The organism is Nocardiopsis aegyptia, from assembly GCF_013410755.1.
Classification (GTDB): Bacteria; Actinomycetota; Actinomycetes; order Streptosporangiales; family Streptosporangiaceae; genus Nocardiopsis; species Nocardiopsis aegyptia.
Genome location: NZ_JACCFS010000001.1, coordinates 5,620,311 through 5,634,594, shown reverse-complemented (window position 1 = coordinate 5,634,594; position 14,284 = coordinate 5,620,311). Strand labels below are relative to the sequence as shown.

The following is a 14,284-nucleotide window of genomic DNA, read 5'->3' as shown; positions in this document are numbered from 1 at the left end:
CGGCCGTCCTAGACGGGCTCGGCGACGAAGACCAGGACCTCACCGGGGGCCCACAGGGCCACGTCCTCCACGAGCCAGTCGTCGTCCACCTCGTCCTCGGCGGGTTCGAGGGTCTCACCCGCGCCGGAGCCGGTGTCCTGCTCCGGCGGGGCGTCCGGCGAGGTCGGCTCCGCCACGGGGGCGCTCTCCTCACCGGTTCCCTCGACCGGCACGTTCTGGCGGTACTCGGCGACCTCCTGTCCGCGCTCGGCCAGGGCGGCGCGCAGCTCGCCCATGGTCATGCCGTCGGCCTCCAGGCCCTCCAGGGCCTCGCCCTCGGCGGTCGCGGTGTTGCTGGCGTCGTACTGCTCGCCGGGCTGCGCCTCCCGCCCGAACACGATCTCGACCGGGGCGGAGTAGCCCTCGGGGATGCGCACCCCGACCGGGCAGCCCCCGCCGGGTGCGCACTGGCGCGGCGACTCCACGATCTCGACCTGCGGCTCCCCGGCCGCCTGGCTGGAGTCCGCCGGAACGTCCTCCTCCCCGCCGGAGGCGTGGGAGTCCAGGTAGACGAGGTTGCCGACGAGGGTGGGCGAGGCCGGGACGAAGCGCAGGTCGACGTCGAGTCCGTGCTCGGCGAACTCGGCGGCGTAGCGCTCGGCCTCGGCCGTGGGGTCCACGACCTCGGCGACGACCACGCCGTCGGCCACGCTCATGTCCAGGACGGCGGCCTGTGCCGGGGCCGGGGCCAGCGGCGATCCGTCGCCGTCGGGGCCGGACGGGGTGAACAGCACGGTGGCCGCGACCGCGCCCACGGCGACGGCGGCGGTGACGGGGGCTGCGATGAGCAGCCGGCGGGTCCGGGGTTCGAGGGGCATGGGAATCCTCTCCTGCGACTGGGTGGTGATCATCGAGCGCAGCTCGCGGGCGGCCGGGGCCGCCGGGTCGAGCCGCGAGGACGCCTCCACCTGGGGACGGAGCCTGCCCACCACCTCGTCGATCCGGTCATCGGTCATGACGTCGCTCCTTTCGCCGTGGTGGGTCGCCGCGTCACCGTCGAGGGAGACAGGTGGCCGTCGATCTCCAGGCCGGCCCGGCGCAGGGCGCGCGCGAACCGGTTCCTGGCCCGGTGCAGCCGGACCCGTGCCGTGCCCCGGGCACAGCCCAGGACCACGGCGATCTGTCCGGCGTCGAACTCCTCCCAGCCCGCCAGGGCGAGGATCTCCTGGTCCTGGTCGGAAAGGGAGCGGAACACCGCGCCGATCTCGCCGAGTCCGCCGTCGCCCGGATGGGTCACGGTCGTCTCGCGCAGCTCGGAACGGAGCCGGGCGGACAGCGCGTTGACGCGGCGGGCGCCGCGCCGGTGGTTGGCGAGCACGTGGCGGGCCACGCCGAACACCCACGGCCGGGCCTGGTCGCCGGGCGGGACGTCGTCGATGCGGCGCCATACCGCGGTGAAGACGTCCGCGACCAGGTCGGCGGCCTGATCCGGTTGCTGTACGCGCCGCAGGAGGTAGGCGAGCACGTCGCGGTAGGAGGCGTCGTAGAGCTCCTCGAACCGCGCGACCGCCTGCTCCCTGGTCGGTGCCGGGAGTCGTCGGGGCAACGGGCACCCTTTCCCTCGGTGGTGGTGCGTCCTTCACCACGCACATGTCCGGACCCGGCCCGGCGTTACGGGTCCGTTCGCGGTTTCACGGGTCGGATCGAGGAACCGCGGCCGGGGCGGGTCGAGGTGCCCGGGACGGGGGCGGACCGAGGCGTTCCCGTCGGGTCGAGGTGTCCGGGACGGGGCGGAGTGAGGTGCCCGGGTCACACCGTCCAGCGGTTGGTGATGGGCACGCGGCGGTCGCGGCTGAGGTTGCGGGAACTGATCTTGGTGCCCGGGGCGGACTGGCGGCGCTTGTACTCCGCGCGGTCGACCAGGCGGATGACGCGGCGGACCAGTGCGGGCTCGTACCCGGCGAAGATCAGCTCGGCCTCGCCCTTGTCCGTGCCGATGTAGGCGTCCAGGACGGCGTCGAGCATCGCGTAGTCGGGCAGCGAGTCCGAGTCGAGCTGGTCCGGGGACAGCTCCGCGCTGGGCGGCTTGGTGATGGAGTTCTCCGGGATGGGCGGGGTCCGCCCCTGCCGGGCCGCCTCGTCGTTGCGCCAGCGCGCGAGCTCCCACACCAGGGTCTTCCAGCAGTCCTTGATGGGCGCGAACCCGCCGACGGAGTCGCCGTAGAGGGTCGAGTAGCCGGTGGCGGCCTCGCTCTTGTTGCCGGTGGCCAGGACCAGGTGGCCCTCCTGGTTGCTCAGGCCCATGAGCAGCGTGCCGCGCACGCGGGCCTGGAGGTTCTCCGCGGCCAGACCGGTCAGCGGGGCCCCGGTGTCGGCGGCGGCCCGCTCGAAGGCGGCGACCATGGGGCCGATGGCCGCCGTGCGCGCGGCGAAGCCCTGGCGCTCGGCGAGGTCCTCGGCGTCGCTGACCGAGTGCTCGCTGGAGTGCTCGCTGGGCAGCAGGAGACCGTGGACACTGTCGGGTCCCAGGGCGTCGACGGCGATCGTCGCGGTCAGGGCGGAGTCGATGCCGCCGGAGATCGCCACCAGCACCGAGCGGAAGCCGTTCTTGACCACGTAGTCGCGCAGGCCCGTGACCAGGGCCTGGTACACCTCGCCGGTGTCCGAGAGCGGGTCGGGCCGCGGGGTGACGGTGTTCTCGTCGGGCGGGTAGGGGGCGACCGGCGCGGCGGTCAGCGTGCGTCGGACGATGCGCAGCCCGTCGAACCGGTCGGGGTCATCGGGGTGGTCGACGGCCTCGGGCAGTTCGAGGTCGGCGACCAGCAGCGTGTCGGTGAACTGGGGCGCGCGGGCCACGAGGTCGCCCTCGGCGTCGACCACCAGCGAGTCTCCCTCGAAGACCAGGTCGTCCTGGCCGCCGACCATGTTGACGTAGGCCAGCGCGGCCCCGATCTCGCGGGCGCGGCGCTGGCAGAGTTCGAGGCGCACGTCGTCCTTGTGGCGCTCGTAGGGCGAGCCGTTGAGCGAGACCAGGAGCCCGGCCCGCGCGGCGCGGGCGGCGGTGACGGGGCCGCCCTCCTGCCACAGGTCCTCGCAGACGGCCAGGGCGACATCGATTCCGCGCACGCGCACGACCGGGAGGGTGTCGCCGGGGACGAAGTTGCGGAACTCGTCGAAGACGCCGTAGTTGGGCAGGTGGTGCTTGGCGGAGGTGATCGCCATCCGGCCCTGGTGCAGGACGGCGACGGCGTTCTGCGGGGCACCGGCGGGTTGGCCCGGCGAGGCGCCGGGCGCCGACTGGTCCTCGCGGCGGGAGAGGTAGCCGACGACGGTGGGCAGTTCGCCCAGGCCCGCCTCGGCGAGGTCGGCGGCCAGGCCGCGGGTGGCCTTGATGGAGGCCGACACGAACGACTTGCGCAGAGCGAGGTCCTCCACGGGATAGCCGGTGACGACCATCTCCGGGAGCACGACGAGGTGCGCTCCGGCGTCGGCGGCCTCGCGGGCCGCGGCGACCACGAGCCGGCGGTTGCCGTCGAGGTCGCCGACGGTGGGGTTGACCTGGGCGAGTGCGATTCTCAGCTGTGCCACGCCCCCGAGCCTAGTCAACGCCGTCCCGCACGGCGCGGGCGCGGCGCGGTGGCGGCGCGCGGTGGCGGCACGCGGTGGCGGGGCGGGGTGAGCGCGAGGCGGGGCGCAGTGCGGCGCGGGGCGCGGGGTGGACACGGCCGGGGTGCGGCGCGGCATACTGCGGGTGCGGACGGGAGACACAGCGCACGGCTTGACTTGGGCCTGCGGAAATACTCCGGAAATATCAGCAGGGCAGACTGGGTCTGGGACACTGTGTCCGGCCTGGCTCCACGAGCGGGGATCCGGGTCCGGAACTGACCGGCATCGAGGAAGGTTGATCGTGAATCGACAGCAGGAATTCGTGCTCCGCACGTTGGAGGAGCGCGACATCCGGTTCGTGAGGCTGTGGTTCACCGACGTGCTCGGGTACCTCAAGTCCGTGGCGGTGGCTCCCGCCGAACTGGAGGCGGCCTTCTCCGAGGGCATCGGTTTCGACGGCTCCGCCATCGAGGGCTTCGCCCGCGTCTACGAGGCCGACATGCTGGCCCAGCCGGATCCGTCGACCTTCCAGGTCCTGCCCTGGCGCAACGAGCCGCACGGCACCGCGCGGATGTACTGCGACATCCTGATGCCGGACGGGTCGCCCTCCCCCGCCGACCCCCGGCACGTGCTCAAGCGCCAGCTGAGCAAGGCCTCCGATCTGGGTTTCACGTTCTACACGCACCCGGAGATCGAGTTCTACCTGCTCAAGAAGATGCCGGAGCACGGGGAGTTCCCCGAGCCCAACGACTCGGGCGGCTACTTCGACCACACGCCGCACAACTCGGCGCACGACTTCCGGCGCAACGCGATCAACATGCTCGAGGCCATGGGCATCTCGGTGGAGTTCAGCCACCACGAGGGCGGGCCGGGCCAGCAGGAGATCGACCTGCGCTACGCGGACGCGCTGACCACGGCCGACAACATCATGACCTTCCGGCTCGTGATGAAGGAGGTGGCGATGGAGCAGGACGTCTACGCCACCTTCATGCCGAAGCCGTTCACGCAGTACCCGGGTTCGGGCATGCACACGCACCTGTCGCTGTTCGAGGGCGACCGCAACGCCTTCTACGAGCCTGGCGCGGACTTCCAGCTGTCCAAGGTGGGCCGCGGGTTCATCGCGGGCCTGCTGCGGCACGCGGACGAGATCACCGCCGTCACCAACCAGTGGGTGAACTCCTACAAGCGGCTGTGGGACGACCCGGCGGCCTCGGCCGGGATGGGCGGCGAGGCGCCCGCCTACATCTGCTGGGGCCACAACAACCGGTCGGCGCTGGTTCGGGTGCCGATGTACAAGCCGGGCAAGTCCAACTCCAGCCGGATCGAGATCCGCTCGATGGACACCGCCTGCAATCCGTACCTGGCCTACGCCGTGGTGCTGGCCGCCGGCCTCAAGGGCATCGAGGAGGGGTACGAGCTGCCCCCGGGCGCCGAGGACGACGTGTGGGCGCTCACCGACTCCGAGCGCCGCGCGCTGGGCATCCGCCCGCTGCCGCAGAGCCTGGACGAGGCGCTGCGGATCATGGAGAACAGCGAGCTGGTCGCCGAGACCCTGGGGGAGCACGTGTTCGACTTCTTCCTGCGCAACAAGAAGGCGGAGTGGAACTCCTACCGGCGCCAGGTGACGCCGTACGAGCTCCAGCGCTACCTGCCGACGCTCTAGCCACGCACTCAGTCATGCACGAGGCCCCGCCGGTCACCGACCGGCGGGGCCTCGTGGCGCCTCCACCTCTGGCCGGTCCTCCGTCACCGTCACGGTGGAGCGCCACGACGGCTCACACGGTACCGAGGAGGGCGGGGAGTTCGACTACTGGTACACGGCTTCCGCCTGAATCGGGTCCAGCCCCGGGGGTGGGGGGGACCGCCGGAGCCGGAGCCGTCGCGCGGCCTCCTCAGCCCACCGACGAGGCCCTCAGGAGAGCGGACCACTCGCCGGCGGGGAAGGACAGGTGACCGGCCTCCCGGTTCTGTGTGTCACGCACGTCAGCACCACGCGCGGTCTCCTTGACCTCGACACAGTGAGAGCCGTTTTCAGAGTAGGTGGACTTGTGCCAGGTGTTCACAGCATCTCCCGGAGCAGCATTATCGTGTGGTCCACAGGAAGCGACTTACTCAACGCATCCCGGACCTTCCTCTCCATTCTGGCAGTCGCGGAAGGCGTCTGGTGCACGATGTTGCCGTCCCCGTGATCCGACGACGCAACCGTCGAACCGTCCTGCAACCGGTACACCTGTAACGGCGCGACCGACGCAAGGTACAGCGACCCGTTCGGGATCAGGTGGATCGTGGTCCGCCCGCGTTCCAGCATTCGGAGCAGGACTTCTGGCTGTTCCCTCCGGATCGCCTCCGGCATCCAATCGATCGCGAACTGGGGAAATTTCAGTAATAAGAGGATTGTTCCTCTGGAGCAGGTTCTCATAACGATTCACCCTCAGCTGGGAGAGGCGCTCGATTGCCTGACTCGATCCTGGCGCGGGCGCATCTGGCCGGTCTCCCACCTGGACAGCGTCGACGCGGCGACTCCGGGACCCAGCCTCTTTGCCAGCTGCCGTTGGGTGTACCCATTCAGTTCACGTGCTTTGCACAGAGATGCCCCAAAACCATTTGCACCCATGGTGCACATGCAACCACGGAAATGCACACAGGACCATAGCCTTACAGAGAGATTCACCTTGCTGGCGCAACAATAGGCGCACAGCAGACGCTGGGGGCATGGAAAAGCGACAGCAGCCGACGACTGCCATCCAAAACAGCACTTTCTCCGAAGCCCGGGACGCCTTCATCTCCGCTCGGGGGCTCGTCTTCACCTGTGAGTGGCGACGCTTCCCCTGGACGTTCGGCGCGGACGTCGAGCCGGCCCTGATCGGACCCTCCTACCTCGGCCATGTGGCGATCGGCCTCAAGAACGGGTGGCGGTGGGGCTACCAGGACCGGGACGGCCGGTGGCGCTACGTCCAGCGGGACCGGCTGGACGTACTGGTCGAGAGCGTCATCGAGGACCGGGCCGGGTTCACGCCCCCGCTCCCCCGCCGCAGCCAACGGCGAGGTGGTGCGTGATCGGGACCGACCACGAGAGAACACGGGCGTCGGCGCCCCTCCGAAGGGATCCCGTCGACGCCCCTCGCGTCCGCGTGGAGACGCACACCACACGACCGCGGTCGGAATGGATACGGGAGGGGGTATGTTGGCACCGATAGAGGTGATGCGGAATGGAACTCAAGCCCGAGATGATCGGCGACGCGCTCACGCGGCTGCGCCGGGCCCAGGGACAGCTGTCCGGAGTGATCTCCATGATCGAGGACGGCCAGGAGTGCACCGACGTACTGCAACAACTCGCGGCCGTGTCCAAGGCCCTGGACCGGGCCGGGTTCAAGATCGTGTCCACCGGCCTGCGCCACTGCAACGCGGCCCGCGAGCGCGGCGAGGAACCGCCCATGACCGAGCAGGAGCTGGAGAAGCTTTTCCTGGCCCTGGCCTGACCCGCCGGAACAGCCCTTCGTAGGGCCCGCGTCCAGCGGGCACCTCTGTCCACGACATACCCCCGGGTGTGTCCTATGCATACCCCCGGGTGTATCTCTCGGATACCCCCGGGTGTGTACGAACAGCAAGGAGAACCCCGTGATCTTCACCCAGTACTACCTCGACTGCCTCTCCCAGGCCTCCTACCTCATCGCCGACGAGACCACCGGCAAGGCCGTGATCGTGGACCCGCGCGTCGACGTCGACGAGTACCTGGACGACGTCCGCGAGCAAGGGCTCACCGTCGAGGGCGTCATCAACACCCACCTGCACGCCGACTTCATCTCCGGGCACTTCGAGATCGCCGAGCGCACCGGAGCCTGGATCGGCTACGGCGACAGGGCCGAGACGCAGTTCCCCATCCGCAGACTCGGCGACGGTGAGCGCGTGAGCCTCGGCGAGGTCACCCTGGAGATCATGCACACTCCGGGCCACACCCCCGAATCCGTCAGCGTCGTGGTCTACGAGAAGCCCGACGACACCGTCCCGTACGGCGTCCTCACCGGCGACGCCCTCTTCATCGGCGACGTGGGCCGCCCCGACCTGGCCGCCTCCTTCGGACACACGCCGGACAAGCTCGCACCGATGCTCTACGACTCGGTCCACAACAAGCTGCTGGGACTGGACGACGAGACCCGGCTCTTCCCGGGCCACGGTGCCGGTTCCGCCTGCGGCAAGAACCTCTCCACCGACAGGTGGTCCACCATCGGCCAGCAGCGCGTCGGCAACTACGCCTGCCGACCGATGGGCGTCGACGAGTTCGTCGAGCTGGTGACCGACGGCCAGGAGGCCATCCCGGCCTACTTCCCCTACGACGCGGCCCGCAACAGGCAGCGGCGCGACCCGATCGACATCGACGCCCTCGTCAGGCCCCTGCACCTGGAGGCGTTCATGGAGCTGCGCTCGCAGGGCGCGGTCGTGGTCGACGCACGCGACCAGCAGGCCTTCGGCGCCGGGCACCTGCGCGGCGCGGTCAACGTCGGCGCCGACGGTCGCTTCGCCGAGACCGTCGGCATGATGGTCGAGCCCGGCAGCACCCTTCTGGTGGTGGCCGACCGGGGCGGGGAGCGCGACGTCATCACCCGCCTGGCCCGTGTGGGGCTGGAGACGGTCGCGGGCTACCTGCCCTCGCCGGAGTCCGCCCTGGCCCAGGTGCCCGATGAGGTCGTGCGAGCACCGCGCGTGGACGCCGTCGAACTCGGCCGCGCGCTGGAACGGAACGACGCGCCCGTCGTGGTGGACGTGCGCGGCTCGGCCGAGCGCGAGTCGGGCTCGATCGAGGGCTCCGTCCACATCCCCCTGGCCGACCTCCCCGCCCGGCTGGCGGAGATCCCGGCCGACCGGCCCGTGGTGGTCCACTGCGCCGGGGGCTACCGCTCCAGCGTGGCCGCCAGCTACCTGCGCTCGCAGGGCCGGGAGGACGTGTCCGACCTGGTCGGCGGGTTCAACGCCTACCGACTCGTCGCGGCCTGAGCCCTTTGGCGCGGAGCCGGGCGACCGGCCGACAGGCGGCCGACGACATGGGGGACCCGCGTCCCCCGCATACCCCCCGGAGTGTCTGAACTCCGGGGCCCGTGGCCCGGGGCGGGAGCCGTCCTCTCCTGCCCCGGGTCCCCGAACACCCGCGAGGGTCCGCTCCGTGGATCCCGTGGCTCACACACCAATGGAGACCCACCCATGCCTGACAAGTCCATCGACGTCGCCGAGGTCCGCGGCCTGGTCGACACCGACCCCGACACCCTGCTGGTGGACGTGCGCACCCCGGCGGAGTACGAGAACGCCCACATCCCGGGATCGGTGAACCTGCCCCTCGGACAGGTCGACCGCCACCTGGAACGCATCGTCACAGACGCCGGGGGCCGCCTCGTCCTCGTGTGCCAGTCCGGCAACCGCGCCACCCAGTGCCAGGCCCGCCTGGGCGCCGCCGGACTGACCGACACCGTCGTCATGACGGGCGGGATGAACGCGTGGGAGGCCGCGGGCGCCACGGTCCTGCGCGGGCGGCCGCGCTGGGCGCTGGAGCGCCAGGTCCGGTTGGTGGCCGGAAGCATCGTCCTGGTGTCGGTCCTGGCGAGTCTGATGTGGGCGCCCGCCGTGTGGGTCGCCGCCTTCATCGGCGCGGGTCTCACCTTCGCCGCGGTCACCAACACCTGCGCCATGGGCATGATGCTGACCAGACTGCCCTACAACCAGCCGCGCGACGCGGTGGACGTCGAGGCCTCACTCGCCCGCATCGGCACGGCGCGCGGCGATTCCCGGTCATGAGCACCGTGGCCGACTACCCCCGGCAGCGGCGCACGGGAGCCGCGCGCTTCCTGCCGCTGCTGGGGTGGCTCCCTGAGTCGAACCGGCGGACGCTGCGCGCGGACGCCGTCGCCGGTCTGACCGTGGGCGTCATGCTGATTCCGCAGTCGCTGGCCTACGCGACGCTGGCGGGGCTGCCTCCGGCGGCCGGGCTCTACGCCTCGATCGTGCCGCTGGTGGTCTACGCCCTACTCGGCTCCTCGGGAACGCTGGCCGTCGGCCCGGTCGCGGTCGTCTCGATGATGACGGCCGCGGCCCTGGCCCCTCTGGCGGACGGTGATCCGACACGTTACGCGGCGCTGGCCGCCCTTCTGGCGCTGCTGGTCGGAGCGATCCAGGTGGCGATGGGGGTGTTCCGGCTCGGCGCGGCGGTCACGTTCCTGTCGCATCCGGTGCTGACGGGGTTCATCACCGCGTCGGCCGTCCTCATCGTCGTCGGCCAGGTCCCGAGTCTGCTCGGCCTGGACGCCTCCGGTTCGGGGCCCCTGCCCGAGGCGCTGTCGGCGGTCGCGGGCGCACTCTCCACCGTGAGCGGTCCCACCGTCGCGGTCTCGGCGGTGGCCGTGGCCGTGCTGCTCGTCCTCAAGCGGGTGGCCCCCCGCGTGCCGGGCGCACTGGTCGTGGTCGTCGCACTGACGGCCGCCAGTGCCGCCCTGGGCCTGGACCAGCGCGGTGTGGCGGTGTTGGGCGAGGTCCCCACCGGACTGCCCGCGCCCGCCCTGCCCGCGGTCACGCTCCGCGAGGCGGCCTCGCTCCTGCCCGCCGCGCTGGCGATCGCCCTGGTCGGCTACACGGAGGGGGTCGCGGTCGCCAAGTCCCTGGGCTCGCGCTCGGGGCAGCGCGTCTCCCCCGACGGTGAGCTCGTGGCCGTGGGCGCGGCCAACGCGTCGGCGGGGCTGTTCGGCGGCCTGCCGGTGGCGGGGGGTTTCGCCCGCAGCGCGGTGAGCTTCTCCGCCGGTGCCCGCACACCGCTGTCGTCACTGGTCAGTGCCGCGGTGGTCGCGTTGACGGCCCTGGTGCTGACGCCGTTGGTCACCGCCCTGCCCATGGCGGTGCTCGCCGTGACCATCGTCGTGGCCGTGGCCGGCCTGGTCGACTGGCGGGGCATGGTGTCGACGTGGCGTACCCGACGCGTCGACGGCCTCGCCCTGGCGGTGACCCTCCTGACGACCCTGCTGCTCGGGGTGGAGGCGGGGATCTCGGCCGGTGTGGTCTTCAGTCTGGCGGTGCTGCTGTGGCGCTCGTCCCGGCCGCACACCGCCGAGCTCGGACGGGTCCCGGGGACCGGGGTGTTCCGCAATCTGGCCCGATACGACGGACTGGAGACGGACCCGGAGGTGGCCGTGGTGCGGGTGGACGCCCCGATGGTGTTCGCCAACGCCGAGCGGGTGTCCGACACACTGCGCGACCTGGTCGAACGCCGTCCTCGGACGCGCGCGGTGGTGCTCGACGCGTCCGCGATCGGTGACTGCGACTGCGACGGCGCCCACGCCCTGGGCGGGCTGCGCCGAGAGCTGGGCGAGCGCGGGATCACCCTGCGGCTGGCCACCGTGCGCGGGCCGGTCCGGGACCTGTTGGCCCGCGACGGTGTGTGGCGGGAGCTGGTGGCGGCCGGTCACGTGCACCCGGACACGGCGTCGGCGGTCGCCGCCGCCCAGGGCCGCGCCCCGGTAGGGGGGCCGGCGCCCGGGGTCCTGTGACCGCCCGCCACCGCTGCCCGCGTCACGGTGTACGCGGGCTCAGTCGGACGAAGGGCAGGTGCCGTCCGACCGCACGGTAGTCCTCCACCGTGCCGTCGACTGAGAAGCCCATGAAGCGTACGAGTCTGTGTGCGGCCCGGGGGTGCCGGGGCGCGTAGCGGGCCATGACGTCGCCTCCGGTGTCCGTGTCGAGGGGATGCGCGGTGACCGGGATGGTGCGCGTACCGACACGGATACTGGTCTCCGGGGTGGCCAGGAGGTTCTGGTACCAGGCGGCCTTGGGGCCGAACCCGGAGCAGACCACGTAGCTGCCGTCGGAGCGGTCGTGCTCGACGACTTCGATGACGACCTGGCGCCGCTTGCCCGACACGCGTCCGGTGTGGTTCAGCAGGAGCAGGCGGCCACCGAAGAGCCAGCCCAGCCGGAGCCGGTAGAGGTGGATGGGCGCCCGGAACAGCAGGCGGCGGATTCCGGTGGGTGGGTCGGGGCGTTCGGTGATCTCCAAGGCGCTGCCTTTCGGTGGGATGTCGGCGACCAGGACCTCTATGAGCGGTCCCCGATCAGTTCGGCGAGTGCCGTCAGGGCGGGTTCGATGGACAGTTCGGCGTCGAGCATGCGGTGCAGCGTGATCCCGTCGATCAGCGCCGCGACGAGCATCGCCACCCCCGTTCTCCGTTCGGTCGGCCACTGCGGGTGCACCACCCCGAGCCAATCGGCGATCTGGCCGCGTGCCACGTGGAGCCCCACTTTCAGTGCGTCGCCCAGCTCCGGACGGCGTGTCATGCCCGCCATCAGTTCCACAGCCAGGCGGAGTGCCCTCTCGTCGCCCGTGGCCCGGGGCGCCACCCTGCGCATCGCGTCGAGCGCGGAGCGCGCGTCCGGTGCGGCGAGCAGCGCTTCCACGACGGGTTTCACCACCGAGTCGCCCGCCCGCCGGGCGATCTCCAAGTGCAGGGCGGGCAGGCCGCCGAAGTGGTAGTGGATGAGCCCCGCGTTGGCGCCGCTGCGCGCCGCCACGGCACGGACGGTGACGGCCGGCCACCCTCCCTCGGCGAGCAGGTCGAGCCCGGCGTCGACGAGTTCGTCGCGGCGGCGCTGCCCACGGCCAAAACTTGGCCGATCGACTAAGTTGGTCATGTGACCAACTTAGATCGTCCCTTCCGCAATGCGCAAGGTGTACGCCGTGGCGACCGCGCAAGGGGCGCACGAACACGCCCACCGCACGAGTCCGTGGCACGGACGACGGCGGTCTTCGTGCGGGCGCGGGGTTCTGGCCCGCGGAGATCGCCAGGGGCACTGCGGGATCGGCAGGGGGTGGCGCGGGCGCCCTCCCGGCCGAGGGGCCACTCAGTCGTCGGCGAGCCACAGGTCGGGGCCGAAGACCTCGTAGTGCACCCTGCGCGCGGGCACGCCCGCGTCGATCAGTTGGGCCCGCACGTCGCGCATGAACGGCACAGGGCCGCACAGGTAGGCCTCGGCGTTCTCCGGGATGTCCAGGTCCGCCAGGTCCATCCGTCCGGGGCGGCCGCCTCCCCCGGCCTCGTACCAGGTGCGGCTGTGGCCGCGGGGCAGGCGCTCGACCAGGGCGGCGACCTCCTCTCGATGCGCGTGGTCCTGCGCGGTGCGGTCGGCGTGCAGGACGAGCACGGACCGGGTGCTGCTCTGGTCCGCCAGGTGCTGGAGCATCCCCACCATGGGGGTGCAGCCGATGCCGGCGGAGGCCAGCACGACCGGGTGGTCGCCGTCGGACAGCGTGACGTCACCCGCGGGGGCGGACACCATGAGGACGTCGCCCGGCCGAGTCCGCTCGTGCAGGTGTGTGGAGACCTCTCCCGCGGGGTCGGCACCGGCGCGCAGGCGCTTGACCGTGATGCGCCGCTGCCCGCCCCCGGTGCCGGTCAGCGAGTACTGGCGGGCCTGGCGCACACCGTCGGCCAGGCGGACCCGGACGCCGACGTACTGACCGGGCCGGGAGGCGGGCGCGGGACCGCCGTCGGCGGGCTCCAGGTTCAGGGAGGCGGTGTCGCGGGTCCGATCCTCGCGCGCCACCACGCGCCAGGGGCGCCAGACGTCGCCTCCCGAGAGCCCGGCCTCGGCGTAGAGCCGGGCCTCCAGGGCGATGAGGGCTCCGGCCATGAGCCAGTACACCTCGTCCCAGGCGGCGACCACGTCGGGAGTGGCGGCCTCGCCGAGCGTGTGGGCGATCGCGTCGAAGAGGTACTTGTGGACGATGACGTACTGGTCCTCGGTGACGCCGAGGGAGACGTGCTTGTGCGCGATCCGCGCCAGCATGGCGTCGGGGCGCTCGCCGGGGCGCTCCACCAGGAGGGTGGCGAAGGCAGCGATGGAGCCGGCCAGTGCCCGGCGCTGTTCGCCGGAGGCCTGGTTGCCGCGGTTGAACATGCCGTCGAGCAGTTCGGGCCGGTCGCCGAGCATCGTCAGGTAGAACCGCGCCGTGATGGCATCCAGAGCGCCGGCCACGACGGGGATCGTGGCTCGGACGGTGGCGGCGGACTCGGTGGAGAGCATGCGTCCTCCCTTTTTCCGGGCGGGTGCCCCGGGTCAGATAATTGGTATCTGAAATGCATATTAAAACCGCCCGCGAGACACCGCGCACCGGGGTGGGGCAGCGAAGGAAGCCCCTGTTCAGGTCGGCTTCTCGGACTCCCGCAGCAGTGTCAGGACCTCGCCGACGGGCGCCGAGACGAGGGACTCCACGGTCACCTCGTCGAGCGAGGCGTAGAAGGCCTCGCGTGCCGTGCTCAGGGCGCCGCGCAGGCGGCAGGCCGCCCGCAGCGGGCACGGCGGATCGTCCTCACAGCCCGCGAGGTCGCCGGAGCCCTCCAGCTCGCGCACGATACTCCCGACCGAGGCCCGGAGCCCGGCGGCGGTCAGGCGCAGGCCGCCGCCCCGCCCCCGCCGGGCCTCCACCAGGCCCAGGTCCGACAGGCGCGCCACGACCTTGGCCATGTGGGTGTAGGGCACGGCGAGCATGCCCGCGGCGGCCCGCGTGGTGAGGCGCTCGTCCTCGCGGGCGACCGCGAGGCGCATGACCAGGCGCAGGGAGACGTCGGTGAAGGCGGTCAGGCGCATGCCCCCACGGTAGCCGCGGCCGGAGGCGTCGCGTCCGAGCGGCCGGAGCCGGGTCGCCGGCCCACGCGCGCCCCCGCGCTCGC

16 protein-coding genes are annotated in these 14,284 nt (G+C 71.8%); 6 read left to right on the top strand and 10 right to left on the bottom strand.

Annotated elements, in window-relative coordinates; genetic code table 11:
* Positions 1-8: 8 nt before the first annotated feature.
* The 3 genes from HNR10_RS25235 to HNR10_RS25225 form a co-directional block, all read right to left on the bottom strand.
* The gene (locus tag HNR10_RS25235; protein WP_179827650.1) at positions 9-995 is read right to left on the bottom strand and encodes a hypothetical protein; all 987 of its coding nucleotides are present in this window, start codon (positions 993-995) and stop codon (positions 9-11) included.
* Positions 992-1,585: an RNA polymerase sigma factor gene (locus tag HNR10_RS25230; RefSeq protein ID WP_179827647.1), complete on the bottom strand. Its 594-nt coding sequence runs from the start codon at positions 1,583-1,585 to the stop codon at positions 992-994. Before HNR10_RS25230 ends, HNR10_RS25235 begins: the two co-directional genes overlap by 4 nt.
* A 203-nt stretch (positions 1,586-1,788) precedes the next feature.
* Complete coding sequence (locus HNR10_RS25225) at positions 1,789-3,567, bottom strand: NAD+ synthase (RefSeq protein ID WP_179827646.1); 1,779 nt, start codon at positions 3,565-3,567, stop codon at positions 1,789-1,791.
* A 319-nt stretch (positions 3,568-3,886) separates the two neighbouring features.
* Between HNR10_RS25225 and HNR10_RS25220 the strand changes: the two genes are divergently transcribed.
* Positions 3,887-5,248 carry a glutamine synthetase family protein gene (locus HNR10_RS25220; RefSeq protein WP_179827644.1) on the top strand — a complete coding sequence of 454 codons (1,362 nt, stop codon included), beginning with the start codon at positions 3,887-3,889 and terminating at the stop codon, positions 5,246-5,248.
* 229 nt (positions 5,249-5,477) lie between these two features.
* Here the strand turns inward: HNR10_RS25220 and HNR10_RS25215 are convergent, their stop codons facing one another.
* The 3 genes from HNR10_RS25215 to HNR10_RS32205 form a co-directional block, all read right to left on the bottom strand.
* Positions 5,478-5,648 (bottom strand): DUF397 domain-containing protein, encoded by a 171-nt coding sequence (locus HNR10_RS25215; RefSeq protein ID WP_179827642.1) that lies wholly within the window; start codon positions 5,646-5,648, stop codon positions 5,478-5,480.
* Complete coding sequence (locus HNR10_RS25210) at positions 5,645-5,938, bottom strand: Scr1 family TA system antitoxin-like transcriptional regulator (protein WP_179827640.1); 294 nt, start codon at positions 5,936-5,938, stop codon at positions 5,645-5,647. Before HNR10_RS25210 ends, HNR10_RS25215 begins: the two co-directional genes overlap by 4 nt.
* Positions 5,939-6,016: 78 nt before the next feature.
* The gene (locus HNR10_RS32205) at positions 6,017-6,199 is read right to left on the bottom strand and encodes a helix-turn-helix domain-containing protein (RefSeq protein ID WP_376769803.1); all 183 of its coding nucleotides are present in this window, start codon (positions 6,197-6,199) and stop codon (positions 6,017-6,019) included.
* A 98-nt stretch (positions 6,200-6,297) separates the two neighbouring features.
* Here HNR10_RS32205 and HNR10_RS25200 point away from each other — a divergent pair, with 98 nt between their 5' ends.
* From HNR10_RS25200 to HNR10_RS25180, 5 genes are all read left to right on the top strand, one after another.
* Entirely contained in the window at positions 6,298-6,642 is a 345-nt protein-coding gene (locus tag HNR10_RS25200; protein ID WP_179827635.1) for a hypothetical protein, read from the top strand.
* Between the two features lie 152 nt (positions 6,643-6,794).
* Entirely contained in the window at positions 6,795-7,064 is a 270-nt protein-coding gene (locus HNR10_RS25195) for a metal-sensitive transcriptional regulator (RefSeq protein ID WP_179827633.1), read from the top strand.
* 139 nt (positions 7,065-7,203) lie between these two features.
* The gene (locus tag HNR10_RS25190; RefSeq protein WP_179827630.1) at positions 7,204-8,577 is read left to right on the top strand and encodes an MBL fold metallo-hydrolase; all 1,374 of its coding nucleotides are present in this window, start codon (positions 7,204-7,206) and stop codon (positions 8,575-8,577) included.
* Between the two features lie 204 nt (positions 8,578-8,781).
* Positions 8,782-9,369: a rhodanese-like domain-containing protein gene (locus HNR10_RS25185; RefSeq protein ID WP_179827628.1), complete on the top strand. Its 588-nt coding sequence runs from the start codon at positions 8,782-8,784 to the stop codon at positions 9,367-9,369.
* Positions 9,366-11,108 (top strand): SulP family inorganic anion transporter, encoded by a 1,743-nt coding sequence (locus HNR10_RS25180; RefSeq protein WP_179827626.1) that lies wholly within the window; start codon positions 9,366-9,368, stop codon positions 11,106-11,108. The genes HNR10_RS25185 and HNR10_RS25180 overlap by 4 nt, the downstream gene beginning before the upstream one ends.
* Before the next feature lie 22 nt (positions 11,109-11,130).
* Here HNR10_RS25180 and HNR10_RS25175 read toward each other — a convergent pair whose 3' ends face one another.
* The 4 genes from HNR10_RS25175 to HNR10_RS25160 all read right to left on the bottom strand — a co-directional run bounded on the left by HNR10_RS25175 (position 11,131) and on the right by HNR10_RS25160 (position 14,201).
* A complete protein-coding gene (locus HNR10_RS25175; protein WP_179827624.1) occupies positions 11,131-11,613 on the bottom strand; it encodes a nitroreductase family deazaflavin-dependent oxidoreductase in 483 nt (160 codons plus the stop codon).
* Between the two features lie 38 nt (positions 11,614-11,651).
* Entirely contained in the window at positions 11,652-12,245 is a 594-nt protein-coding gene (locus tag HNR10_RS25170; RefSeq protein WP_179827614.1) for a TetR/AcrR family transcriptional regulator, read from the bottom strand.
* 210 nt (positions 12,246-12,455) lie between these two features.
* The gene (locus tag HNR10_RS25165) at positions 12,456-13,637 is read right to left on the bottom strand and encodes a globin domain-containing protein (RefSeq protein ID WP_179827612.1); all 1,182 of its coding nucleotides are present in this window, start codon (positions 13,635-13,637) and stop codon (positions 12,456-12,458) included.
* A gap of 117 nt (positions 13,638-13,754) precedes the next feature.
* The gene (locus HNR10_RS25160) at positions 13,755-14,201 is read right to left on the bottom strand and encodes an RrF2 family transcriptional regulator (protein WP_179827610.1); all 447 of its coding nucleotides are present in this window, start codon (positions 14,199-14,201) and stop codon (positions 13,755-13,757) included.
* Between the last annotated feature and the right edge of the window lie 83 nt (positions 14,202-14,284).